The organism is Bacteroides faecichinchillae JCM 17102 (genome assembly GCF_000614145.1).
In the GTDB taxonomy this organism is placed as follows: Bacteria; Bacteroidota; Bacteroidia; order Bacteroidales; family Bacteroidaceae; genus Bacteroides; species Bacteroides faecichinchillae.
This window is the reverse complement of the sequence record NZ_BAKK01000051.1, coordinates 1-26,722: the sequence shown is the minus strand read 5'-3', so window position 1 is coordinate 26,722 and position 26,722 is coordinate 1. Positions and strand designations below refer to the sequence as shown.

Sequence of the window (26,722 nt, the reverse complement as noted above, 5' to 3'; positions counted from 1 at the left end):
ATAATACCTATTAAAAAGTGAAGATTTACTGATAATTTGTATGTTATGAGGATATTTATTTGTATCTTTGTCGCCCGAATTGTAATCTAACGATTTAAAAAAGAGAGAAGCTTTGGGAAAGTTTGATAAATACAAAATTGATTTGAAAGGCATGCAAGCAGACTCTGCTAAGTATGAGTTTGTATTAGATAACCTTTATTTCGCTCACATTGATGGTCCTGAAGTTCAGAAGGGAAAAGTTAATGTTATATTAACTGTAAAGAGAACCTCTCGTGCTTTCGAATTGAGTTTCCAAACAGATGGAATCGTATGGGTACCATGCGATCGGTGTTTGGATGAAATGGAACTGCCAATCAGTTCTTCTGATAAACTGATGGTGAAGTTTGGACGTGAATATGCAGAAGAAGGTGATAACCTGATTGTGATCCCTGAAGAAGAAGGGGAGATTAATGTTGCATGGTTCATGTATGAGTTTGTTGCACTCTCAATTCCGATGAAGCACGTACATGCCCCTGGTAAGTGTAACAAGGCTATGACAAACAAGTTGAGTAAGCACATAAAAACAAGTGCTGATGAAGATAGCGATGAAGTTTTCGACACTGGAGGGGATGAAATCGTGATTGAGGAAGAAGTGGAGGAACAAGTTGATCCTCGCTGGAATGAATTAAAAAAAATATTAGATAATAATTAAAGTTTTAAGAAAATGGCACATCCTAAGAGAAGACAATCAAAAACAAGAACTGCGAAGAGAAGAACTCATGATAAGGCAGTAGCTCCTACATTGGCTATATGTCCAAATTGCGGTGAATGGCATGTTTATCACACTGTATGTGGTGCTTGCGGATACTACAGAGGTAAGTTAGCTATCGAAAAAGAAGCAGCTGTATAATCAATACAGTTATACTCAAGACAGCCAGGGGGCAAAGCTCTCCGGCTGCTTTAGGTATTATAGTATTGCTAATTTAAAATAGGTTTGATGGAAAAAATAAATGCAGTAATCACAGGAGTCGGAGGATATGTACCTGATTATATCTTGACTAATGACGAGATATCAAAGATGGTGGATACCAACGATGAATGGATTATGACTCGTATTGGAGTAAAAGAAAGACATATTCTGAATGAGGAAGGATTAGGTAGTTCTTATATGGCGCGTAAAGCTGCTAAACAGTTGATGAAAAAGACTGGTGCTAATCCTGACGATATTGATTTGGTTGTTGTTGCTACTACTACTCCTGACTATCACTTCCCTTCTACTGCTTCTATTCTTTGTGATAAACTTGGACTGAAAAATGCTTTTGCCTTCGACTTACAGGCTGCATGTAGCGGTTTTCTGTTTTTGATGGAGACTGCTGCTAATTTTATTCGTTCAGGAAGATATAAGAAGATTATCATTGTTGGCGCCGATAAGATGTCGTCAATGGTTAATTATACAGATCGTGCAACTTGCCCTATTTTCGGTGACGGTGCTGCAGCCTTTATGGTAGAGCCGACAACAGAAGATTATGGTATTATGGATTCTATTTTGAGAACAGATGGTAAAGGTTTACCTTTCCTTCATATGAAAGCTGGAGGTTCGGTTTGTCCGCCGTCTTATTTCACAGTAGATAATAAAATGCATTATTTGCACCAGGAAGGAAGAACAGTATTTAAATATGCTGTATCCAGTATGTCAGATGTATCGGCTGCCATTGCAGAAAAGAATGGTTTGACAAGAGATACTATCGACTGGATTGTTCCTCATCAGGCAAATGTTCGTATCATCGAGGCTGTGGCTCATCGTTTAGAAGTTCCAATGGATAAGGTATTGGTTAATATCGAGCATTACGGTAACACAAGTGCAGGTACGCTTCCATTATGTATCTGGGATTTTGAGGATAAACTTAAGAAAGGTGATAACATCATTTTTACAGCATTCGGCGCTGGATTTACATGGGGTGCGGTTTATGTGAAATGGGGTTATGATGGAAAAAAGAAATCGTAACATTAGTTACTGAACTATAACTTATAAAACGCATCCTATTTCGATTCGATGCGTTTTTTTGTCTTAACCAATATATATAAAGAGATGCATAAAGCGGGTTTTGTAAATATAGTAGGAAATCCAAATGTCGGAAAGTCGACATTGATGAATGCTTTGGTGGGTGAACGTATATCAATAGCCACATTCAAAGCTCAGACTACTCGTCATCGAATTATGGGTATCTATAATACGGATGAGATACAGATAGTTTTTTCTGATACTCCGGGTGTATTGAAACCTAACTACAAATTGCAGGAGTCGATGCTGAATTTTTCTACTTCGGCATTGACTGATGCGGATATTTTACTTTATGTGACTGATGTGGTGGAGACACCCGATAAGAATAATGAGTTTATGGATAAGGTACGTCAGATGACAGTACCTGTTCTATTACTTATCAATAAAATAGATCTTACAGATCAGGAAAAGCTGGTTAAGTTGGTAGAAGCTTGGAAGGAATTACTGCCACAGGCTGAGATTATTCCGATTTCTGCCGCATCAAAGTTTAATATAGACTATGTGATGAAGCGGATCAAGGAATTGCTGCCAGACTCTCCTCCTTATTTTGGAAAGGATCAGTGGACGGATAAACCTGCTCGTTTCTTTGTGAATGAAATTATTCGGGAAAAGATATTGTTATACTACGATAAAGAAATCCCTTATTCGGTGGAAGTGGTCGTGGAACAATTTAAAGAAGAAGCGAAGAAAATCCATATTCAGACAGTGATCTATGTGGAGCGTGATTCGCAGAAAGGCATTATTATCGGCAAGCAGGGAAAGGCGCTGAAGAAGGTCGCTACCGAAGCGCGTCGGGAACTGGAACGTTTCTTTGGAAAAACAATTTTCCTTGAGACGTATGTGAAAGTTGATAAGGATTGGCGTAGTTCGGATAAAGAATTGCGTAATTTTGGTTATCAGTTAGATTAAAAGTATTCATACGACTGTGATAGTCGTAAAAAACAAGGTATTGAACTATGGGAAATTTAGTTGCAATTGTAGGACGTCCAAATGTGGGCAAGTCTACCTTATTTAACCGTCTGACGAAAACCCGTCAGGCTATTGTGAATGAAGAAGCGGGTACTACTCGCGATAGACAATATGGTAAGTCGGAATGGCTAGGCCGAGAGTTTTCAGTGGTAGACACCGGAGGATGGGTAGTAAACTCTGATGATGTTTTTGAAGAAGAAATTCGTAAACAGGTATTATTGGCTGTAGATGAAGCAGATGTCATTTTGTTTGTTGTAGATGTAACAAATGGAGTAACTGATTTGGATTTGCAAGTAGCGTCTATCTTACGACGTGCGAATAGTCCGGTGATTATAGTCGCTAACAAAACAGATAATAACGAATTACACTACAACGCTCCTGAGTTTTATAAATTAGGATTAGGTGATCCGAATTGTATTTCCGCTATTACGGGAAGCGGTACGGGTGATTTGTTGGATTTGGTTGTCAGTAAGTTTAAGAAAGATACTGCAGAAATATTAGATGATGATATTCCACGTTTTGCCATAGTAGGCCGTCCAAACGCAGGTAAGTCTTCTATTGTAAATGCGTTTATCGGTGAAGACCGTAATATTGTGACAGAAATAGCTGGAACTACTCGTGACTCTATTTATACCCGTTATAATAAGTTCGGTTTCGATTTCTATTTGGTAGATACTGCCGGTATTCGTAAAAAGAATAAGGTAAATGAAGATCTGGAGTATTATTCAGTTATCCGTTCGATACGTGCCATTGAAGGTGCAGATGTTTGTATTCTAATGCTGGATGCTACGAGAGGTATTGAAAGCCAAGATCTGAATATATTTTCATTAATTCAAAAAAACCAGAAAGGTTTGGTGGTTGTTATTAACAAGTGGGATTTAGTGGAAGATAAAACAGTGAAAGTGATGAAGACATTTGAAGAGGCGGTGCGCTCGCGTTTTGCTCCTTTTGTGGATTTTCCGATCATCTTTGCTTCGGCATTAACGAAACAACGTATTTTGAAAGTGCTTGAAGAGGCTTGTACTGTATTTGAGAATCGTACTACTAAGATACCTACCGCCCGTTTGAATGAAGAGATGCTTCCATTGATCGAGGCTTACCCTCCTCCCTCAAATAAAGGAAAGTATATTAAGATTAAATATGTCACGCAGTTGCCAAATACTCAAGTACCTTCATTTGTTTATTTTGCTAATTTGCCTCAATACGTAAAGGAGCCATATAAACGTTTCCTTGAAAATAAGATGCGTGAAAAGTGGGACCTGACAGGTACACCGATTAATATTTATATTCGACAGAAATAATTATAGAAAACATATTTCAACTAAAATGCCCGAGAACTGATGTCCCCGGGCATTTTTATTTTATTTCTTTGAAAATACAGAGTTAGTTTCTGATAAACCTTTAATCCTTATCTAGCTGGAAATCTTTACGGCGCAGCACAAAACTATTACTTAGGTATTTTTCACGTACAATTTTGTTCTCTGCAAGTTCTTCCGGTGTACCTTGGAATAGAATTTTTCCTTCAAACAACAAATAGGCCCGATCGGTAATACTTAATGTTTCTTGAACATTATGGTCCGTAATCAGAATACCGATATTTTTATCTTTTAATTTCCATACAATTTGCTGAATATCTTCTACCGCGATTGGATCGACTCCTGCGAATGGTTCATCCAGCATGATAAATTTGGGGTCAATAGCCAAACAACGGGCAATTTCCGTTCGGCGGCGTTCACCACCGGATAGTTGGTTACCTTTATTCTTACGTACCTTTTGTAGACGGAATTCTGCGATTAAACTTTCAAGTTTCTCCTTTTGATATTCTTTAGGTTTATTGGTCATTTCCAGAACTGCAGCGATATTGTCTTCTACGCTCATCTGACGGAATACAGAAGCCTCCTGTGCCAAGTAACCAATACCTGTTTGTGCACGTTTATAAACCGGAAACTTGGTAATCTCCAGGTCGTCAAGAAAGATACGTCCTTCGTTAGGAGTAATCAATCCTACGGTCATATAGAATGAAGTCGTTTTACCGGCACCATTAGGCCCCAACAAACCTACAATCTCACCTTGCTTCACATTGATGGATACGTGGCTAACAACGGTTCGTTTACCGTACTTCTTCACCAGGTCTTCCGTACGAAGCACCATCTTGCTTTCTTCCATATTCAAGTTATTTTGCGGCAAATGTAGTAAAAATAAGCTGAAATAGTGTACATTTGCAGACAAATAGTGTGAGTTATGATAAAAGCATTGAGAACCGTCGGACGATATATCATGCTGATGGGGCGGACTTTTTCCCGTCCTGAACGTATGCGTATGTTTTTCCGACAATACGTTAACGAGTTGGAGCAACTAGGCGTGAACTCCATCGGTATCGTGCTGTTAATTTCATTTTTTATCGGCGCGGTTATTACCATTCAGATTAAATTGAATATTGAAAGTCCATGGATGCCTCGCTGGACAGTAGGATATGTGACACGTGAGATCATGTTGTTAGAATTCTCTTCCTCAATTATGTGTCTTATTCTGGCAGGAAAAGTCGGCTCGAACATTGCTTCGGAACTAGGAACAATGCGGGTAACACAACAGATTGATGCACTTGAAATAATGGGTGTTAATTCTGCCAATTACCTGATATTGCCTAAAATTACGGCAATGGTAACTGTCATTCCAATCTTAGTGACATTCAGTATTTTTGCCGGAATCATTGGTGCTTTTTGTACCTGTTGGTTTGCCGGTGTGATGAATGCTGTCGATCTGGAATATGGATTGCAGTATATGTTTGTCGAATGGTTTATTTGGGCAGGTATTATCAAATCCCTTTTCTTTGCCTTTATTATTGCTAGTGTTTCGGCTTTCTTCGGATATACGGTAGAAGGTGGCTCAATTGCAGTGGGAAAGGCTTCTACAGATGCCGTAGTGTGCAGTAGTGTTTTAATTCTCTTTGCAGATTTGGTATTAACTAAACTTTTAATGGGATGATTGATGTAAAAGGACTTTATAAATCATTTGATGGCAAGACCGTATTGAGCGATATCAATGCGACTTTTGAAAATGGCAAGACCAACTTGATTATTGGTCAGAGTGGATCAGGTAAAACAGTACTGATGAAATGTATTGTTGGTTTGCTGGTTCCTGAGAAAGGAGAAGTCTTGTATGACGGTCGTAATCTTGTATTGATGGGTAAAAAGGAGAAAAAGATGCTTCGCAAGGAGATGGGAATGATTTTCCAAAGTGCAGCACTTTTCGACTCTATGTCGGTACTGGATAATGTGATGTTTCCGTTGAATATGTTTAGTAACGATACGCTTCGTGAACGTACAAAGCGGGCAATGTTTTGTTTGGAGCGTGTGAATCTGACAGAAGCGAAAGATAAATATCCCGGCGAGATAAGTGGAGGTATGCAGAAACGTGTGGCTATTGCTCGTGCTATTGCTTTAAATCCTCAATATTTGTTCTGTGATGAACCGAACTCAGGATTGGACCCGAAAACCTCCTTAGTAATTGATGATCTGATTCATGATATAACTCAAGAATATAATATGACAACTATTATTAATACTCATGATATGAACTCTGTTATGGGAATCGGTGAAAAAGTAATTTATATTTATGGGGGCCATAAAGAGTGGGAAGGAACCAAAGATGATATATTCACTTCGACAAATCAACGGTTGAATAACTTTATTTTTGCTTCTGATCTGCTTCGTAAAGTCAAGGATGTGGAAGTGCAAAGTTTGGAAGGTTAATATAAGGAATGATATAAAAAGAAAAACTTCTGTCACAAATGGCAGAAGTTTTTTATTAGCTATGTTAGCGTCGGGAATTAGGCTCTAGGTCTAGCTTCTTTAACTACCATGGTACGTCCCATGTATTCAGCACCATTCAATTCTGCAATTGCTTTAGCTGCGGCAGCGTCATCTTCCATTTCAATGAAAGCGAATCCTTTAGATTTACCGGTTTCACGGTCCATAACTACTTTAACTGATGATACTGCTCCGTAATCTTCCATCACTTGTTGCAGATCTTGTTCCTTAACACGGTAGTTAAGGTTTCCAACATAAATGTTCATAATGAAAATGATAAAAAAATAAATAAATGAATAAAACTCTCCGGATAGATGGTTACTAATACTAGGATTAAAACAACAGAGAGTTTACAAATGCGTTTTTGCAACAGCAGTAAAACCTTGTGATAGAAATCGAAAAACTAATGCTCCATCAATCCGAGACAAAGAAAAGAATAATTTTTGGATTGACCATCTTTTTTCCCTTTAATTTGCAGAAAATGAGAAAAAAAGAGTACGATGAGCTCAAATAAGGGTTACTTGTCATGGATTTGTTACATTGATATTCCGGATGAGATTAGAAATAAATCCGCAATGTCTTTTGAAATTTAAAAGATTAGCACTAATTTTGCACCCTCTTTGAGGATATAGAACAAAGTATAAATCAAATAAATAATTGTCAGAATGAACGTTTCATTACAAAACATTGACAAAGTAAGCGCACAGCTTACTGTAAAGCTTGAGAAAGCTGACTATCAAGGGAAGGTAGACAAGTCGTTGAAGTCACTTCGTCAGAAGGCTCAGATTCCAGGATTCCGTCAGGGAATGGTTCCGTTGAGTCTAATTAAGAAAATGTACGGTAAATCGGTGATTGCAGAAGAAGTGAATAAGACTTTGCAAGAAGCTGTTTACAACTATATTAAAGAAAATAAGGTAAATATGTTGGGTGAACCATTGCCTAACGAAGAGAAGCAACAAGCGATCGACTTTGATACAATGGAAGAATTTGACTTTGTATTCGATATTGCATTGGCTCCTGAATTCAAAGCTGAAGTTGACACTAAAGATAAAGTAGATTACTATACAATTAAAGTGTCTGACGAAATGGTTGAAAACCAGGTGAAGATGTACACTCAACGTACTGGTAAATATGATAAGGTAGACGTTTACGAAGAGAATGACATGCTGAAAGGTCTGTTGGCACAACTGGACGATGAAGGCAATACAAAAGAAAGCGGTATTCAAGTAGAAGGTGCTGTTTTGATGCCTTCATACATGAAGAACGACGATCAGAAAGCTATCTTTGCTAATGCTAAAATAAATGATGTCTTGGTATTTAACCCGAATGTTGCTTATGATGGTCACGAAGCAGAACTTGCTTCTTTGCTGAAGATTGACAAGGCAATTGCCAAAGATGTGAAGTCTAATTTTAGTTTCCAAATTGAAGAAATAACCCGTTTTGTTCCAGGTGATTTGAACCAGGAAGTATTCGACCAAGCTTTCGGTGAAGGTGTTGTGAAGACAGAAGAAGAATTCCGTGCTAAGATTAAAGAAAATATTGCTGCAAGATTTGTTGCTGACAGCGACTATAAATTTTTGATCGATATTCGTAAAGTGTTGATGGAAAAGGTTGGTAAGCTGGAATTCCCGGATGCATTGCTGAAACGTATCATGTTGCTGAACAATGAAGAAAAAGGTGAAGAATACGTTGCTGAGAACTACGATAAGAGTATCGAAGAATTGACTTGGCATCTGATCAAAGAACAATTGGTAGAATCAAACAATATCAAGGTAGAACAAGAAGATGTTCTGAAGATGGCAAAAGAAACTACTAAGGCTCAGTTCGCTCAATACGGTATGTTGTCTATTCCAGATGATGTACTTGATAACTATGCACAGGAAATGTTGAAGAAGAAAGAAACAATCAATAATCTGGTAAGCCGCGTAGTGGAAGTGAAATTGGCTGAAGTGTTAAAGGCTAAGGTAACATTGGAGAACAAGGTTGTTTCTATGGAAGAATTCAATAAGATGTTTGAATAATCGTTTGATAGAACAGAATATAAAGTCACAGAAACACAGAGTTTTTATAAAATTATAACTCTGTGTTTTTTTGTATCTCTGTGTTCTTTTTCGTTTCTTTGCACTTACATTTATTTAAAAATAATAGAAAGGAACAATAACATGGATGATTTTAGAAAATACGCTACCAAACATTTAGGTATGAATGGCATGGTACTGGATGATGTGATTAAATCGCAAGCCGGGTATTTGAATCCCTATATTTTGGAAGAAAGACAGTTAAATGTAACTCAGTTGGATGTTTTTTCACGATTGATGATGGATCGTATCATTTTTTTAGGTACACAGATCGATGATTATACAGCTAATACGCTCCAGGCTCAGTTGCTTTATCTGGATTCCGTTGATTCGGGTAAGGACATTTCTATCTATATCAATTCTCCTGGTGGAAGTGTATATGCTGGATTAGGTATTTACGATACTATGCAGTTTATTTCAAGTGATGTGGCTACCATCTGTACAGGTATGGCTGCTTCAATGGCTGCTGTTTTATTAGTCTCTGGTGCGGCAGGTAAACGTTCAGCGTTACCTCATTCGCGTGTGATGATTCATCAGCCGATGGGAGGTGCTCAGGGACAGGCTTCGGACATTGAAATCACGGCTCGTGAAATTCAAAAATTGAAGAAAGAACTTTATACAATCATTGCCGAGCATTCGCATACAGACTTCGACAAAGTGTGGGCTGATTCAGACCGCGACTATTGGATGACTGCTCAGGAAGCAAAAGAATACGGCATGATTGATGAAGTGTTGATTAAAAAGTAAAAATGGCTGATTCAAAGACAAAGAAAAGATGTAGCTTTTGCGGGCGTTCGGAGAATGAGGTTGGATTCCTAATTACAGGAATGAACGGTTATATCTGTGATAGTTGTGCTACTCAGGCTTATGAGATTACTCAAGAAGCGTTAGGAGGAAGTAAAAAAGGAGCTAGAGTTACCAAACTTAATTTAAAGGAGCTGCCTAAACCGGTAGAAATTAAAGAATTCCTTGATCAGTATGTAATAGGACAGGATGATGCAAAACGTTTCCTGTCTGTATCAGTGTACAACCATTATAAACGTCTTTTGCAAAAAGATAGTGGCGATGATGTGGAAATAGAAAAGTCAAACATCATCATGGTGGGTAGTACCGGAACAGGAAAAACGTTACTGGCACGCACGATTGCCAAACTCCTCCATGTCCCGTTTACGATTGTGGATGCAACTGTTTTAACAGAAGCCGGGTATGTGGGAGAAGATATTGAAAGTATTCTGACTCGTTTGCTTCAAGTGGCTGATTATAATGTTCCCGAGGCCGAGCAAGGTATCGTGTTTATTGATGAAATAGATAAGATTGCTCGTAAGGGGGATAACCCTTCCATCACTCGTGATGTAAGCGGGGAAGGAGTACAGCAGGGTTTACTAAAATTATTAGAAGGTTCAATTGTGAATGTTCCTCCTCAAGGGGGACGTAAACATCCTGACCAGAAAATGATCCCAGTGAATACCAAGAATATTCTTTTTATTTGTGGAGGTGCTTTTGATGGTATCGAGAAGAAAATAGCACAGCGTCTGAATACTCATGTTGTTGGTTATACCGCTTCTCAAAAAACAGCTGTGATCGACAAGAATAATATGATGCAGTATATTGCTCCTCAAGATTTGAAGTCATTCGGATTAATTCCCGAAATTATCGGACGTCTTCCGGTACTGACTTATCTGAATCCTTTGGACCGTAATGCACTCCGTGCTATTCTTACTGAACCGAAAAATTCTATATCAAACAATATATCAAACTATTCGAAATGGATGGTATTAAACTGACATTTGAAGAATCGGTTTTTGAATATATTGTAGATAAAGCAGTGGAATATAAACTTGGTGCCCGCGGACTGCGTTCTATAGTGGAGACAATCATGATGGATGTTATGTTTGAAATCCCGTCGGAAAACAAAAAAAAGTATAAAGTAACGCTGGATTATGCTAAACATCAGCTGGAAAAGGCGAATATGGCAAGACTACAAACTGCTTAATATCAAAAGGTAAAGGCAAGTAAAAATGATTTTTTCTGTTTTTTCTTGAAAATATTAGTCGTATTTTGCTTGGTAATTAAGAAGTTGTTTATAACTTTGTTAAGGCTCTCATAGGAAGAGCGATTTTCTAAAGTTAAACCATAAACTGAATAAAACAACCTAAAGTTAAAGATGGCAGGGAAGATTAATTTAACAGATGAACTGAAAAAGTATTTCGGATTTGATAAATTCAAAGGAAATCAGGAAGCAATTATTCATAATTTGCTCAATGGTGGAGATACCTTTGTGCTGATGCCTACCGGTGGTGGGAAATCTCTATGCTATCAGTTACCTTCACTTTTGATGGAAGGTACGGCGATTGTTATTTCTCCGTTGATTGCGCTGATGAAGAATCAAGTGGATGCAATGCGTAACTTCAGTGAAGAGGACGGTATTGCCCATTTCATTAATTCATCATTAAATAAAGGTGCGATAGACCAGGTTCGTTCTGACATTCTTGCCGGAAAGACAAAATTGCTATATGTAGCACCTGAGTCTTTGACGAAGGAAGAAAACGTGGAATTTCTACGTTCGGTAAAGATCTCGTTTTATGCTGTAGACGAAGCTCACTGTATTTCTGAGTGGGGGCATGATTTTCGTCCGGAATACCGGAGGATACGTCCTATCATAAATGAGATTGGTAAAGCTCCATTGATTGCATTGACAGCAACTGCGACACCAAAGGTACAACACGATATTCAAAAGAATCTGGGCATGGTGGATGCTCAGGTATTTAAATCATCGTTCAATCGACCGAACCTTTATTATGAGGTGCGTGCAAAGACTGGTAATATTGATAGAGATATCATCAAATTTATTAAGAACAATCCGGAAAAATCAGGTATTATTTATTGTCTGAGCCGGAAGAAGGTTGAGGAATTAGCTGAAATTCTTCAAGCAAATGGTATTAATGCGAGACCTTATCATGCCGGAATGGATTCAGTGACTAGAACGAAGAATCAGGACGACTTCCTGATGGAAAAGGTAGAAGTAATTGTTGCGACTATTGCCTTCGGAATGGGGATTGACAAACCGGATGTCAGATTTGTGATTCATTACGATATACCGAAAAGTCTGGAAGGATACTATCAAGAGACAGGTCGTGCTGGTAGAGATGGTGGTGAAGGTCAGTGTATAACCTTTTATACAAATAAAGACTTGCAGAAACTGGAAAAGTTCATGCAAGGAAAACCTGTAGCTGAGCAGGAAATAGGCAAGCAGCTTTTGTTAGAGACCGCTGCTTATGCCGAATCTTCCGTATGTCGTCGTAAGAGTTATTGCATTATTTTGGTGAAGAGTATACGGAAGAAAATTGTGGAAATTGTGACAACTGTTTAAACCCTAAAAAACAAGTGGAGGCTCAAGAGTTATTGTGTACCGTGATTGAAGCAATTATCGCGGTGAAAGAGAATTTTAAAGCAGATTATATAATAGATATATTACAAGGTAAAGAAACGTCAGAAATACAAGCTCACCTACATGAAGATCTTGAAGTATTCGGATCGGGAATGGGTGAAGAAGATAAAACGTGGAATGCGGTGATTCGCCAGGCATTAATTGCCGGTTACTTAAGTAAAGATGTGGAGAATTATGGTCTCCTGAAGGTTACGGAAGAAGGACATAAATTCCTGAAAAAACCAAAATCATTTAAGATTACCGAGGATAATGATTTCGAAGAGACAGAGGAAGAGGTTCCGGCACGTGGAGGTGGCTCTTGTGCAGTAGACCCTGCTCTTTACTCAATGTTAAAGGACTTGCGAAAGAAGCTTTCAAAGAAATTGGAAGTTCCTCCTTATGTCATCTTCCAAGATCCGTCTTTAGAAGCGATGGCGACTATCTATCCTGTAACATTGGATGAATTGCAAAATATTCCGGGTGTAGGTGCTGGAAAAGCAAAACGATATGGTGAGGAATTCTGCAAGTTGATCAAACGTCATTGTGAAGAAAATGAAATTGAACGTCCGGAAGACTTGCGTGTACGGACTGTTGCTAATAAGTCCAAGATGAAAGTTTCAATTATTCAGGCTATTGACCGAAAAGTAGCTTTAGATGATATTGCTCTTTCTAAAGGTATTGAGTTTGGTGATTTGCTGGATGAAGTTGAAGCAATTGTTTACTCTGGGACAAAATTGAATATCGATTATTTTTTAGAAGAGATTATGGATGAAGACCATTTGCTTGACATCTATGATTATTTTAAGGAATCGACTACAGATAAGATAGATGATGCACTTGACGAATTAGGAGATGAATTTACTGAAGAAGAGGTTCGTTTGGTTCGTATTAAGTTTATCTCTGAAATGGCAAATTAAAAAAGCGAAAAAAATAGGCGTGCAGGTATGTGGTTATGAATAAAAAACGTATATTTGCACGCAATAAATTTTAAACGCATATCCCTATGTCATTTATTGCTGATAAGATTGTAATGGATGGATTGACTTACGATGATGTACTGTTGATCCCTGCTTATTCTGAAGTTTTACCGCGTACTGTCGATCTCTCGACAAAGTTTTCAAAAAACATTGAGTTAAAAATTCCCTTTGTGACTGCAGCTATGGATACAGTTACCGAAGCGAAAATGGCTATTGCTATTGCTCGTGAAGGTGGTATAGGTGTGATTCACAAAAACATGTCTATTGAAGAGCAAGCAAGACAAGTTGCTATTGTAAAACGTGCCGAAAATGGCATGATTTATGACCCTGTCACGATCAAGAGAGGTTCTACTGTTCTTGATGCATTGAACATAATGGCTGAATATAAAATCGGTGGTATTCCTGTGGTAGATGATAAAGGTTATCTGGTTGGTATTGTTACAAACAGAGACTTGCGCTTTGAGAAGGATATGAACAAACATATCGATCATGTTATGACTCCGAAAGAAAGATTGGTAACAACTAATCAATCTACGGATCTTGAATCTGCTGCACAGATTTTGCAGGAACATAAGATTGAAAAGTTGCCTATTGTTGGTAAAGATGGAAAATTAATCGGTCTTGTTACTTATAAAGATATAACAAAAGCAAAAGATAAACCGATGGCATGTAAAGACTCCAAAGGTCGTTTGCGTGTAGCAGCTGGTGTTGGTGTAACTGCTGATACTTTGGAGCGTATGGAAGCTTTGGTAGCTGCTGGTGCAGATGCTATCGTTATTGATACAGCTCATGGACATTCAATGTACGTGATCGAGAAGTTGAAAGAAGCAAAGAAACGTTTCCCGAATATTGATATAGTAGTAGGTAATATTGCTACCGGCGCGGCTGCAAAAGCATTGGCAGAAGCAGGTGCTGACGCTGTGAAAGTTGGTATTGGTCCAGGTTCTATCTGTACTACCCGTGTTGTTGCCGGTGTGGGTGTTCCTCAACTTTCTGCTGTATACGATGTGGCTAAAGCATTAAAAGGTACTGGTATTCCTTTGATAGCAGATGGTGGTTTACGCTATTCCGGTGATGTTGTAAAAGCATTGGCCGCGGGTGGATATTGTGTAATGATTGGTTCATTGGTTGCAGGAACAGAAGAGTCTCCGGGCGATACTATTATTTTCAATGGGCGTAAATTCAAGTCATATCGAGGTATGGGATCTTTGGAAGCAATGGAAAATGGTTCAAAAGATCGTTATTTCCAGAGTGGAACTGCTGATGTGAAGAAGTTGGTTCCAGAAGGTATCGCTGCACGGGTTCCTTATAAAGGTACTCTTTATGAAGTAGTTTATCAGCTGACAGGTGGTTTACGTGCAGGTATGGGATATTGCGGTGCTGCTAGTATTGAGAAACTGCATGATGCGAAGTTTACACGTATTACCAATGCAGGGGTAATGGAAAGCCATCCGCACGATGTTACGATTACTAGTGAATCGCCTAACTACAGTCGTCCGGAATAAAATATAAGAACTGTAAATGATAAACGGTGGACGGTGAACAGCTATGTTTTTCTACATAGTGCTTGCCATTCACCGTTTGTGCTTTTTATCATTTTCAATGTGTTTGTAATTTGAAAAGTAAAGAATATGGTATGAAAGGGGGGGTGCTTTTAGGAGTAATTTGTTTTTGGAGAGTTTTGTCTTTTGCCCAGGAAGATCCAGTGTTGATGCGAATTAACGGAAAAGAAATACTTCGTTCTGAGTTTGAATATGCTTATCGGCGTAATTCGGAAACAAAACTTTCTCCTATAGAATATACAAAACTTTTCGTCTTACATAAGTTGAAGGTTGATGCTGCTAGAGCAGTGGGAATTGATACTACTTTGAGTTTTCGTGATCGACAAAAGGAGTATCTGGAGAGGTTACGGAAGTCTTATCTTGTAGATACATTAGTGTTGGATAGCTGTTTTCGGGTACTTTATCAGAAAATTCAATCAACCCATGGAAATGGACAGATTCAAGTGATGCAACTATTTAGATCTCTTCCCCAAACAATAACTGCCAAGCGGCTTCAGGAGGAACAAAACCGTATGGACTCTTTATATAGACTGATAGAAGGCCAGCCTGATATAGATTTTACTTCCTTGGTGGAAAAATATTCAGATGATAAACGTTGTCAATGGATAGAGACTTTACAAACAACCTCTGAGTTGGAAAAAGTAGCATTCTCTTTGTCAAAAGGTGAGGTTTCTCAACCTTTTTTTACTCCGGAAGGATTACATATTCTCAAAGTAATTGATAAAAAAGAAATATCGGTTTACGAATACGTTTCAAGGATACTTAAAAAGCGATTAAATAATTTACAGTTTTTGAATAAAGAGACAGAGGTAGTGGTTGAACGGTTAAAAAAAGAGTATCAATATACTTTAAATCATTCGGGTATAGAAGAACTATTGGGACGAGGAGTAACAACACAAACTTTGTTTACTATTGATGGACAAGAGTATACGGGTACAATGTTTAAACGATATGCTGCTTCTCATCCTTTGTCCGTAAAGCGCCAGTTAGATGGATTTATAGCGAAGTCATTACTCGATTATGAGAGTGAGCAGTTGGAAAGTAAACATCCGGAAGTTCGACGTGCTGTGCAAAAGTATAGTGAAGATTATCTAGTTACAGAAGTGACACGTCAGCAAATAGATTTGCCATCAGTAAATGATCGAGCAGGTTTGGCTACATATTTTAAGTTTCATCAAGAGGATTATCGTTGGAAAAGTCCAAGATATAAAGGAATTATTCTACATTGTGCTGATAAAAGAATAGCCAGACAGGCTAAAAAGCTTTTGAAGAAAGTACCGGAAAAAGAGTGGGCTGATACATTGCAGAGAACTTTTAATACATCTGGTGACGAAAAAATAAAAGTTGAACAAGGAACTTTTGCCGACGGACATAATAAATACATAGATAAATTGGTCTTTAAGAAAGGTGATTTTGAACCTGTAATGTATTATCCTTTTACTGTTGTTGTGGGCAAAAAAAGGAAGGGACCGGATGATTATAGAGAAGTTATAGAACGGGTGAGAAAGGATTATAGAAACTATCTTTATACATACTGGGAGCGGGAATTGCAGGTTTCCGGTAAGGTTGAAATTAACGAAGAGGTTTTAAAAACCGTTAATAATAACTGATGTAACCGATTATTCACTATCTTCGTACCTCAAATAAGTAGATTTCGATTGACAATGCGAATAATAATCCTCTTACTGGTTACTCTTTATTGCTGTGGAGCGTGTAAAGAAATGCACGACCATAAAGGCAAGACACCTTTAGTAGAGGTGGATGGTAACTTTTTATATAAAGAAGATTTGATGTCTGTGCTTCCGGTTGGACTATCAAAAGATGACAGTACTCTTTTTGTTGAGCATTATATTCGTAGTTGGGTAGAAGATATTTTGTTATATGAAAAAGCTGAGAATAATATTCCAGATAATGTAGAAGTAGATAAGTTAGTAGAAAATTATCGGAAAGCTTTAATTATGCATACTTATCAACAGGAGTTAATTAATCAGAAGCTGACTAATGATATTCCGGAACAAGAGATTTTTGCTTATTATCAAGAAAATAAGGACTTGTTCAAATTAGAGTCTTCGTTGATCAAAGGTTTATTTATTAAAGTTCCGCTGACTGCTCCGCAACTAAATAATGTGCGTCGTTGGTATAAGTCAGAACAACAAGATATGATAGACAATTTGGAGAAGTATAGTTTTCAGAATGCTGTAAAATATAAGTATTTCTATGATAAATGGGTGTCTGTGACTGATATATTGGATATGATACCACTTGATATAGAATCACCGGAAGAATATGTGAACAAACATCGTCAGATAGAACTTAAAGATACAGCATTTTACTATTTTCTGAATGTGATTGATTATCGCGGAGTAGGAGATGAGAAACCGTTTGAGTTTGCCCGCTCGGAAGTAAAAGATTTGTTGGTTAATCAGAGAAGTGTGAACTTTATGGAGCAAGTAAAGAGTGATCTGTATCAACGCGCAGTAGATAAAAAGAAGATTATATATAATTATTAAATACAAAGAATGAAGAAGTTTATAAACTTTAGATTTGTTGTTATCCTTGTCTTGGCAATGATTGCTAATATGGAAACATATGCACAAGACAATGTGATTGATGAAGTAGTTTGGGTAGTTGGTGACGAAGCTATTTTGAAATCAGATGTAGAAGAGGCCCGTTTAGAGGCCCTGTATAAACAGCGCAGATTTGATGGCGATCCTTATTGTATAATTCCTGAAGAAATTGCTGTACAGAAATTATTCCTACATCAGGCAAAGTTGGATAGTATTGATGTTGCTGAGTCAGAAATTATTCAACGGGTAGATATGCTGACAAATATGTATATTCAGGAAATCGGTTCTAGAGAGAAGATGGAAGAGTATTTCAATAAGACATCAACTCAGATCCGCGAAGCGTTGCGTGATAATGCACGAGATGGAATAACTGTACAAAAGATGCAGCAGAAGTTGGTTGGGGAAATCAAAGTAACTCCTTCGGAAGTACGTCGTTACTTCAAAGATCTCCCTCAGGATAGTATTCCCTATATTCCAACTCAGGTAGAGGTGCAAATTATTACTCTTCAGCCTAAAATCCCTATATCTGAAATAGAGGAGGTAAAGAAAACATTGCGTGAGTATACGGACCGTGTGACGAAAGGAGATATTGATTTTTCTACTTTAGCCCGTTTGTATTCTGAAGATAGAGCAACTGCATATAGAGGAGGTGAGATGGATTTTATGGGGCGTGGTATGTTAGATCCTGCTTATGCGAATGTAGCATTTAGTCTGCAGGACCCCAAAAAAGTTTCCAAGATTGTGGAAACGGAGTTTGGTTATCACATCATTCAGTTGATTGAAAAACGTGGTGACCGTATTAAAACTCGTCATATCTTATTGAAACCAAAAGTGTCAGATGAGGAGTTGGCAGCAGCTTGTGCACGTCTGGACTCAGTAGCTGATCAAATTCGTAGTAATAAATTCTCTTTTGATGATGCGGCAGCTGTTATCTCGCATGATAAAGATACGCGTAACAATCATGGGATTATGGTTAATATCAATGAGAATACTGGTGTAACTACTTCTAAATTCGAAATGCAGGATCTTCCTCAGGACGTGGCTAAAGTAGTGGACAAAATGAATGTCGGCGAAGTTTCCAGAGCATTTCCTATGATTAATGAGAAAGATGGTCGGGAAGTTTGCGCTATTGTAAAACTGAAAGCTAAGATCAATGGTCATAAAGCAACTATTGCAGAAGACTATCAGGATTTGAAAGACATTGTGATGGCAAAACGTCGGGAGGAACTATTGCATAAGTGGATTCTGGAGAAACAAAGACATACTTATGTACGTATCAACGAAAACTGGCAGAAGTGTGACTTTAAATATCCGGGTTGGATTAAGAAGGATTGATGTTTAACAGCTTGATTTTATATGCTGAAACAAAATAAGAAAAAACAAAAATCAAACAGGCATAGATGGCTTCTTGTAGGCTTTCTATGCCTGTTTGGTGTATGCATTGTGGCTCAGGTAAGACCTGCCGAACCGAGATTAAATTCTGTAGATTCCACAATGAAGGTGGATAAAGATACGTCAAAAGTAACTCAAACTGCGGATCAGCAAAAGCAGAAAAAGAAAACAAAAGTCTATTTGTTACATAGTGATGAAGCACAGGCTGACAAGCTGAACCATCCCGATATGCAGATATTAATTGGTAATGTGAGGTTTCGTCACGACAGTATGTATATGGATTGTGACAGTGCATTGCTTTTTGAAAAGACTAATTCTTTCGAAGCATTTGGTAATGTGAAGATGCGGCAGGGTGATACCTTGTTTATTGATGGAGATTATCTTTATTATGACGGACAAACGCAAATAGCCCAGCTTCGTGAGAATGTGAAGATGGTGAATCGAAATACAACTCTGCTGACTGACAGTTTGAACTATGACCGTCTTTATGATCTTGGATACTATTTTGAAGGTGGAACATTGATGGATGAAGAAAATGTGCTGACTTCAGATTGGGGAGAGTATAGTCCGACTACCAAGCAATCGGTATTCAACCATGACGTAAAATTGGTGAATCCTAAATTTGTTTTGACATCTGATACGTTGCGTTACAATACTTTCTCTAAAGTGGCAAATATACTCGGTCCGTCTAATATCGTAAGTGATGATAATCATATTTACTCAGAACGAGGTTTCTATAATACATTGAGTGAACAGGCAGAGTTACTGGACCGTTCCATATTGACAAATCAAGGGAAGAAATTAGTTGGTGACAGTCTGTTTTATGACAGAAAAGCAGGTTATGGTGAAGCATTCGATAACGTTCGGATGACCGACAGCATTAATAAGAATATACTGACAGGAGATTATTGTTTCTATAATGAACTGACAGACTCAGCTTTTGCTACTAAACGTGCCATTGTAATCGACTATTCCCAAGGAGATAGCTTATTTTTACATGGAGATACATTACAGGTCGTATCTTACAATTTGAATACGGATTCCTTATATCGGTTAATGAAAGCCTATCATAAAGTACGTATGTATCGTGTAGATGTGCAAGGTGTTTGTGACTCATTAGTATATAATTCGAAAGATTCGTGTTTGACTATGTATCGTGATCCGATTCTTTGGAATGAGGGACAACAATTGCTTGGTGAAGAGATTAAAATCTATATGAATGATAGTACCATCGATTGGGTGCATATTATCAATCAAACATTGACAGTAGAAATGAAAGACTCTATTCATTATAATCAAGTAGCCGGGAAAGAAATGAAGGCATATTTTATTGATGGTGATATGCGTCATATTGAGGTGATTGGCAATGTTCAGACAGCTTTCTATCCGGAAGAGAAAGACAGTACAATGACTGGATTTAACACTTCGGAAGGAAGTTTGCTTCATCTTTTTTTGAAAGAAAAGAAGATGGAGAAAGGTAAATTTGATGGTAAGTCGAATGGAACTATGTATCCAATGGATCAGATACCACCCGATAAATTACGTCTGCCTACATTTGCCTGGTTCGATTATATTCGCCCGTTGAGTAAAGAAGATATATTCGATTGGAGAAGTAAGAGAGCAGGAGAGTCGTTGAAACCGACTACTGATAGGAGACCGAAAACAGATAAACGAAACTTAATTAATATGAAGTAATATGGGAATGTTTTTCAACTCAATGAGAAAACCTCGTAGATTCAATCATCAATATATCTATGTTGATGAGCGGAAAGAGAAACTTGCCAAGATGGAAGAGAAGGCAAAGCGTGAATTGGGAATGCTTCCTGAAAAAGAGTTTAATCCGGAAGACATTCGTGGAAAGTTCGTAGAGGGAACTACGCACCTGAGACGAAAAAAAGCTAGTGGTCGCAAACCTGTCTCTTTTGGAATCATATTGCTAATTATAGCTTTCCTATTATTTGTTTGGCATTATTTACATACGGGAAGTTGGTCGTTTTAATATGAAGAATTAAGAATGAAGAATTGAGGTTTACATTATGGTTGTATGACATTCTTCATTTTTACTATATACCTATTAAATAACAAGTATGAGCGATATAATACATTTGTTGCCTGATTCAGTGGCTAATCAGATTGCTGCTGGTGAAGTAATACAGCGTCCGGCGTCTGTTATCAAGGAGTTGGTAGAAAATGCAATTGATGCAGATGCGCAAAATATACACGTGTTGGTAATGGATGCAGGTAAGACTTCAATTCAGATTATTGATGACGGGAAAGGTATGTCAGAAACAGATGCGCGACTTGCTTTTGAACGTCATGCAACCTCTAAAATACGGGAAGCGTCTGATTTATTTGCTTTACGTACAATGGGATTTCGTGGGGAGGCACTGGCTTCCATTGCAGCTGTGGCTCAAATCGAATTGAAAACACGTCTTGAATCGGAAGAGTTGGGTACTAAACTGGTTATTGCTGGTTCTAAAATTGAGAGTCAGGAAGTCATTTCTTGCTCCAAAGGAAGTAACTTTTCAGTAAAAAACCTTTTTTTTAATATTCCTGCGCGACGTAAATTCCTAAAAGCTAATTCTACAGAGTTAAGTAATATTCTGGCGGAGTTTGAACGAATCGCTTTGGTACATCCCGAAGTTGCTTTCTCATTATATAGTAATGATTCTGAATTATTCAATTTGCCTGTATCTCCTTTACGGCAACGTATTATGGCTGTTTTTGGCAAAAAGCTTAATCAGCAATTGCTAAATGTAGAGGTGAATACTACCATGGCAAAGATAACAGGGTATGTTGCTAAACCAGAAACTGCCCGTAAGAAAGGGGCACATCAATATTTCTTTGTCAATGGACGTTATATGCGCCACCCTTACTTTCATAAAGCGGTGATGGAGGCTTATGAACAATTGATTCCAGCCGGTGAACAAGTCTCTTATTTTATATACTTTGAAGTAGATCCGGCTAATATTGATGTGAATATCCATCCGACTAAGACCGAAATTAAATTTGAGAATGAACAGGCCATTTGGCAAATCCTTTCGGCGGCAGTTAAAGAGTCGTTAGGAAAGTTCAGTGCTATTCCTTCTATTGATTTTGATACGGAAGATATGCCTGAAATTCCCGCATTCGAACAGAATTTGCCTCCTGCACCTCCCAAAGTACATTATGATTCAGATTACAATCCGTTCAAAACTTCTATTGGAAGTAGTAATGGCGGATCATATACTCGTCCAAAGGTAGAGTGGGAAGGGTTGTATAGCGGTTTGACAAAGGCTAGCAAGATGAATGAACCTCAGCCGGAACCAGAAATGGATTGGGAAGAACCATCTTCTACAGAAACCCTAATGAATGCTGAGGAAAATACCACTTCAACTGTATCTGTTGTTTCATCCGCATTGTATGCTGATGAGTCTGTGATAGAGAAAGGAAATCTACATTTGCAGTTCAAAGGACGGTTTATTCTGACTTCAGTGAAATCGGGATTAATGTTGATCGATCAACATCGGGCACATATTCGTGTACTATTTGATCGTTATTTGGTACAGATCCGTCAAAAACAAGGAGTCTCTCAAGGAGTGCTTTTCCCTGAGATATTGCAATTGCCTGCTTCGGAGTCTGCTGTATTACAAAGTATCATGGATGACTTATCGGCTGTAGGGTTTGATTTGAGCAATTTGGGAGGAGGAAGTTATGCAATTAATGGTATTCCTGCAGGTATTGAAGGGCTAAATCCGGTAGAATTGGTGCGTAATATGCTACATACAGCTATGGAAAAAGGGAGTGATGTCAAAGAAGAAATCCAAAACATTTTAGCTTTAACATTAGCTCGTGCTGCAGCCATTGTTTATGGCCAGGTGCTGAGTAATGATGAAATGATAAGCCTGGTAGACAGCCTTTTCGCCTGTCCTTCACCGAATTATACTCCTGATGGAAAAACTGTTTTGACAACCATTAAGGAGGAAGATATCGAAAGATTATTCAAATAAAACAAATAAAATCATCTTTTCTTAAAACCTTTTAGTTCTGTTCGTGTTATTTAAATAGTTCAACAAAGAAAAGAATATAATAACCACTTAACTATTAAGGTATATGAAAAAGATTCTGATGTTGCTGGCTTTTGCCGGCGTTGCGTCTGTCGCTTCTGCGCAGCAGACTATGACCGTAACTGAATACGAAGTAATTCAGGTACAAGATAAATATCAAGTATTAACGAACCCATTTTGGAGTAACTGGTTCTTTTCTGTGGGAGGTGGTGCCCAGGTTCTGTTTGGTAATAATGATCATATTGGTAAATTCAGGGACCGTGTTGCTCCTACATTAAATGTTTCACTTGGTAAATGGTTTACTCCAGGCTTGGGATTGCGTATGCAATACAGTGGATTGCAGGCAAAAGGGTTTACTACTAGCGAGACTGCAGAGTATGTAGTCGGTGGTCCTAGAGAGGACGGATCGTATAAACAAAGATGGGACTACATGAATTTGCATGGTGATATCTTATTTAATCTGAATGCTTTGTTCGGTGGTTACAATCCTAATCGTGTGTATGAAATCATACCTTATATCGGTGCTGGTTTCACTCATTCATACTCAAGACCTCATGTACATGCTGCAACTTTCAATGCTGGTATTATCAACCGTTTCCGTTTGTCGAATGCTCTTGATTTGAATCTGGAATTAAGTGCTACAGGTATGGAAGGTAAGTTTGACGGAGAACACGGAGGAAAACGTGATTATGATGGCATGCTTGGTGCTACTCTTGGTTTAACTTATTATTTCCCGAATCGTGGATTCCAACGCCCTGTTCCTCAGATTATCTCTGAGATCGAACTGCAACAGATGCGCAATCAGATGAATGCAATGGCAGCTGCTAACATGGATTTGCAACAACAGTTGGCTAATGCACAGCGACCGGTTGAAGTAGAAGAAACTGAAGAGGTTGTTGTAACTGATGCAAATATTGCTCCTCGTACTGTATTCTTTACGATCGGTTCATACAAGTTGTCTCCACAAGAAGAAATGAACTTGTCATATCTTGTTAGCAAGATGAAAGAATTCCCGAATGCTAAATATACAATTAATGGATATGCAGACTCTGCAACAGGTACCCCATCTATCAATCAAAAATTGAGCTTGGAACGTGCGCAAGCTGTTAAAGATCTGTTAGTTAAAAAATATGGTATTTCTGCCGATAGATTGTCTATCGCTGCCGGTGGTGGTGTTGATAAGTTTGGTCAGCCGATTTTGAATCGTGTAGTATTGGTAGAATCTAGCAATTGATATTGAATTAATTAAAATATTGTAGTCGTTAAATTGGCCCCGTTTGCGTTAAATTGCAAATGGGGCTATTTATTTATGTATCTATGGTATATAGTTGTTGGCTAATTTAGGTCTTTATTTTAAATTGTAGTCCTAACATAATACTTTCTCATTTAATATTTTTATATTTGTTTTATCTAACTCAAATATAAGATACTATGGAAGATTTTGGTTCAATATGCCCACTACTTGCTATAATTTTGTTTATTGTTATATTGCGTAAGCTTGATAACCGTTTTGGGAAAGTAGAAAAAGAACTGGATGAGATTAAGAAACGCATGGATACATATCTTAAAACTCAGCAGAAGGTAACCGTTAAGGAAGAAAAAGTGCAAGAGCATTCTTCAATGGAGGCAGTAGAAAATGTACCGATTCCCCCTGGAGTGCAAGAAGAGCTATTAGCAGTGGAAGAGCCGTTAAGAGAAGAAATATTAATCGAAGAATCGGTTGAAGAAGAACGGGAAGTGGTTCAGGAAGATGTCAAGCGTAAGATTGTGGAAGAAGTCTTGCCAATTGCTCCCAAACGTAAGAATGTCAATTATGAGAAGTTTATTGGCGAGAATCTTTTTGGAAAAATAGGTATACTTATCTTTGTGATAGGTGTTGGCTTTTTTGTGAAGTATGCGATTGATAAAGATTGGATAAATGAGATTTTCCGTACTATTCTCGGCTTCTTAACAGGTGCTGCATTGTTAGCAGTCGCCGCACGTTTACAAAAGAAATACCGTACATTTAGTTCGTTGCTTGCAGGAGGTGCATTCGCAGTCTTCTATCTTACGGTAGCTATTGCGTTCCATTATTACCACCTTTTCTCTCAGACGTTAGCATTTATTATTTTAGTTGGAGTTACAGTTTTTATGTCTGTTCTGTCCACCATATACGACCGGCGTGAATTGGCTATCATTTCACTTGTCGGAGGCTTCTTAGCACCTTTTATCGTAAGTAGCGGGGAAGGCAGTTATATGGTGTTGTTTACGTATTTGAGTATTCTGAATTTGGGAATGTTCTGGCTTTCCGTATATAAAAAATGGGGGGAACTTCCGGTCGTCTCCTTTGTCTTTACCTATTTGGTGATGGGAATATATCTTTTGACAGGTTATGATTATAATTCTACTGTAGTATCCGGGCATTTGTTTCTGTTTGCCACCCTATTCTATTTTATATTTCTATTACCCATCTTGTCAATACTTCAAGTGGAAACCAAGAAGATGAGTAAGGTTTTGGTATTTGCTGTTATAACGAATAATTTCGTTTATCTACTTTTAGGAATTTTGCTTTTGCAGCATATGGAACTGCCTTTCAAATCAGAAGGCCTGCTAAGCTTATTCATTGCTATCGTCAATTTGGTTTTGGTTATTTGGTTGTGGAAAAGTAAAAAAGATTCTCGATACCTTTTTTATACCATGTTGGGACTTGTTCTGACCTTTGTATCTATTACTGTGCCCCTTCAGTTAGATGGAAACCTTATCACGCTATGTTGGGCTTCCGAAATGGTACTGTTACTTTGGTTGTACGCCAAATCGAAAATCAGGGTATATGAGCGTGGAACTTTTATACTTGTATGCCTTACTCTGATCTCTTTTTTAGTGGATGTATTTAAAGCACCGATAGATGATCCTATCGGAATAATTTTCTTGAATAGTACTTTCGCTACATCTATATTTGTTGGACTGGCAATGGGTACGTTTGCATTGTTAATGGAGCAATATCGGGACTTTTTCTCTACAGCCCGTCTTTTAAACTATACTCCCTGGAATGCTATGATGTTTCTTTTGTCCGTAGCCATTCTATACTATACCTTCATGGAAGAGTTTTACTTGTTTTTTGATGGAACCACGAGAAGCGGTGCTATGTTACTGTTTACTTCAGTAGCAATTGGATTTCTTTGTTATGCTTTCAGAAAACGATTCCCTATGAAAAGGAATATGTTTCTTTATATATCGGCTATAGGAATAAACGTATTTGTATATATACTAAATATTTGGTGCGAACAGTGGCAGAATATGACTTTATGCCCTTCTTTGTTGCGATGGTGTACAGTGTTATTTGTCATTGCTGACCTTAGTTATGTTGCACGACATTATTATGCAACTGTCGCTGAGTTAAAGGTTGGCTTTACGATCTATTTAAATATACTTGCTACACTTCTCTGGGTGACAATTGTACGTTTCTTCCTTTGGCAAATCGAAATTGAAGAATTTAGTGCCGGATTCTCATTATCTTTAAGTATTGCCGGATTTGTTCAGATGGGACTTGGTATGCGTTTCCACCAAAAAGTATTGCGAATGATAAGTCTTGCTACTTTTGGAATAGTCTTATTTAAACTTGTCTTTATTGATTTGTGGGCAATGCCTACAATAGGTAAGATTATAGTATTTATTATTCTCGGACTAATATTGTTGGTACTATCTTTCCTTTACCAGAAATTAAAAGATGTGCTTTTTAAGAATGATGAAAATGTTCCTTAAAAGTAAACTGCCCCCAAAGTTGATTCTGAAGTGCCCCCAAAAAGTTGTACTGGTTAAACATTATCCATTAATTGAAAGAGTTCGGTATTGCACCGGGCTCTTTCCTTTTAAGT

At 37.9% G+C, this 26,722-nt stretch carries 20 protein-coding genes and 2 pseudogenes; 20 read left to right on the top strand and 2 right to left on the bottom strand.

Features of this window, described 5'->3' with window-relative positions; translation table 11 throughout:
- Positions 1–112 precede the first annotated feature (112 nt).
- The 5 genes from JCM17102_RS18140 to der all read left to right on the top strand — a co-directional run bounded on the left by JCM17102_RS18140 (position 113) and on the right by der (position 4,311).
- Entirely contained in the window at positions 113–691 is a 579-nt protein-coding gene (locus tag JCM17102_RS18140) for a YceD family protein (protein WP_025076182.1), read from the top strand.
- A 12-nt stretch (positions 692–703) separates the two neighbouring features.
- Complete coding sequence (gene rpmF / locus JCM17102_RS24780) at positions 704–889, top strand: 50S ribosomal protein L32 (RefSeq protein WP_002562387.1); 186 nt, start codon at positions 704–706, stop codon at positions 887–889.
- A gap of 87 nt (positions 890–976) precedes the next feature.
- Positions 977–1,984: a beta-ketoacyl-ACP synthase III gene (locus JCM17102_RS18135; protein WP_025076181.1), complete on the top strand. Its 1,008-nt coding sequence runs from the start codon at positions 977–979 to the stop codon at positions 1,982–1,984.
- 84 nt (positions 1,985–2,068) lie between these two features.
- Positions 2,069–2,950 (top strand): GTPase Era, encoded by an 882-nt coding sequence (era, locus tag JCM17102_RS18130; protein WP_025076180.1) that lies wholly within the window; start codon positions 2,069–2,071, stop codon positions 2,948–2,950.
- A gap of 47 nt (positions 2,951–2,997) precedes the next feature.
- Positions 2,998–4,311, top strand: a complete 1,314-nt coding sequence (gene der / locus JCM17102_RS18125; protein ID WP_025076179.1) for a ribosome biogenesis GTPase Der — start codon at positions 2,998–3,000, stop codon at positions 4,309–4,311.
- A gap of 100 nt (positions 4,312–4,411) precedes the next feature.
- Here der and lptB read toward each other — a convergent pair whose 3' ends face one another.
- A complete protein-coding gene (gene lptB, locus JCM17102_RS18120; RefSeq protein WP_025076178.1) occupies positions 4,412–5,176 on the bottom strand; it encodes an LPS export ABC transporter ATP-binding protein in 765 nt (254 codons plus the stop codon).
- Between the two features lie 75 nt (positions 5,177–5,251).
- On the opposite strand from lptB, the gene JCM17102_RS18115 reads away from it, so the two are divergent.
- Positions 5,252–5,995, top strand: a complete 744-nt coding sequence (locus tag JCM17102_RS18115; RefSeq protein WP_025076177.1) for an MlaE family ABC transporter permease — start codon at positions 5,252–5,254, stop codon at positions 5,993–5,995.
- Positions 5,992–6,762: an ABC transporter ATP-binding protein gene (locus JCM17102_RS18110; protein ID WP_025076176.1), complete on the top strand. Its 771-nt coding sequence runs from the start codon at positions 5,992–5,994 to the stop codon at positions 6,760–6,762. Before JCM17102_RS18115 ends, JCM17102_RS18110 begins: the two co-directional genes overlap by 4 nt.
- 77 nt (positions 6,763–6,839) lie before the next feature.
- Here the strand turns inward: JCM17102_RS18110 and rbpC are convergent, their stop codons facing one another.
- Positions 6,840–7,085 (bottom strand): RNA-binding protein RbpC, encoded by a 246-nt coding sequence (gene rbpC, locus JCM17102_RS18105; RefSeq protein WP_025076175.1) that lies wholly within the window; start codon positions 7,083–7,085, stop codon positions 6,840–6,842.
- 399 nt (positions 7,086–7,484) lie between these two features.
- On the opposite strand from rbpC, the gene tig reads away from it, so the two are divergent.
- The 13 genes and pseudogenes from tig (at position 7,485) to JCM17102_RS18035 (ending at position 26,609) form a co-directional block, all read left to right on the top strand.
- Positions 7,485–8,840 carry a trigger factor gene (tig, locus tag JCM17102_RS18095; RefSeq protein WP_025076174.1) on the top strand — a complete coding sequence of 452 codons (1,356 nt, stop codon included), beginning with the start codon at positions 7,485–7,487 and terminating at the stop codon, positions 8,838–8,840.
- 141 nt (positions 8,841–8,981) lie between these two features.
- Positions 8,982–9,644, top strand: a complete 663-nt coding sequence (gene clpP, locus JCM17102_RS18090) for an ATP-dependent Clp endopeptidase proteolytic subunit ClpP (protein ID WP_025076173.1) — start codon at positions 8,982–8,984, stop codon at positions 9,642–9,644.
- A 2-nt stretch (positions 9,645–9,646) separates the two neighbouring features.
- Positions 9,647–10,890: pseudogene (gene clpX, locus JCM17102_RS28365) on the top strand (ATP-dependent Clp protease ATP-binding subunit ClpX).
- Positions 10,891–11,061: 171 nt separating this feature from the next.
- Positions 11,062–13,241, top strand: a pseudogene (recQ, locus tag JCM17102_RS28360) (DNA helicase RecQ).
- Between the two features lie 86 nt (positions 13,242–13,327).
- Positions 13,328–14,806, top strand: coding sequence for an IMP dehydrogenase (gene guaB, locus JCM17102_RS18075; protein WP_025076172.1), 1,479 nt, complete (start codon positions 13,328–13,330; stop codon positions 14,804–14,806).
- A 131-nt stretch (positions 14,807–14,937) separates the two neighbouring features.
- Complete coding sequence (locus JCM17102_RS18070; RefSeq protein ID WP_025076171.1) at positions 14,938–16,473, top strand: peptidylprolyl isomerase; 1,536 nt, start codon at positions 14,938–14,940, stop codon at positions 16,471–16,473.
- A 54-nt stretch (positions 16,474–16,527) separates the two neighbouring features.
- Positions 16,528–17,373 carry a peptidylprolyl isomerase gene (locus JCM17102_RS18065; protein WP_025076170.1) on the top strand — a complete coding sequence of 282 codons (846 nt, stop codon included), beginning with the start codon at positions 16,528–16,530 and terminating at the stop codon, positions 17,371–17,373.
- 9 nt (positions 17,374–17,382) lie between these two features.
- Complete coding sequence (locus JCM17102_RS18060) at positions 17,383–18,765, top strand: peptidylprolyl isomerase (protein ID WP_025076169.1); 1,383 nt, start codon at positions 17,383–17,385, stop codon at positions 18,763–18,765.
- 21 nt (positions 18,766–18,786) lie between these two features.
- Entirely contained in the window at positions 18,787–20,517 is a 1,731-nt protein-coding gene (locus JCM17102_RS18055) for an OstA-like protein (RefSeq protein WP_025076168.1), read from the top strand.
- Position 20,518: 1 nt separating this feature from the next.
- A complete protein-coding gene (locus JCM17102_RS18050; protein ID WP_025076167.1) occupies positions 20,519–20,821 on the top strand; it encodes a hypothetical protein in 303 nt (100 codons plus the stop codon).
- Positions 20,822–20,909: 88 nt separating this feature from the next.
- Positions 20,910–22,811, top strand: a complete 1,902-nt coding sequence (mutL, locus tag JCM17102_RS18045) for a DNA mismatch repair endonuclease MutL (RefSeq protein ID WP_025076166.1) — start codon at positions 20,910–20,912, stop codon at positions 22,809–22,811.
- A 103-nt stretch (positions 22,812–22,914) separates the two neighbouring features.
- On the top strand, positions 22,915–24,102 hold the full coding sequence (locus JCM17102_RS18040; protein ID WP_025076165.1) for an OmpA family protein: 1,188 nt from the start codon (positions 22,915–22,917) through the stop codon (positions 24,100–24,102).
- A 197-nt stretch (positions 24,103–24,299) separates the two neighbouring features.
- Positions 24,300–26,609, top strand: a complete 2,310-nt coding sequence (locus tag JCM17102_RS18035; RefSeq protein WP_025076164.1) for a DUF2339 domain-containing protein — start codon at positions 24,300–24,302, stop codon at positions 26,607–26,609.
- The last annotated feature ends 113 nt before the right edge of the window (positions 26,610–26,722 follow it).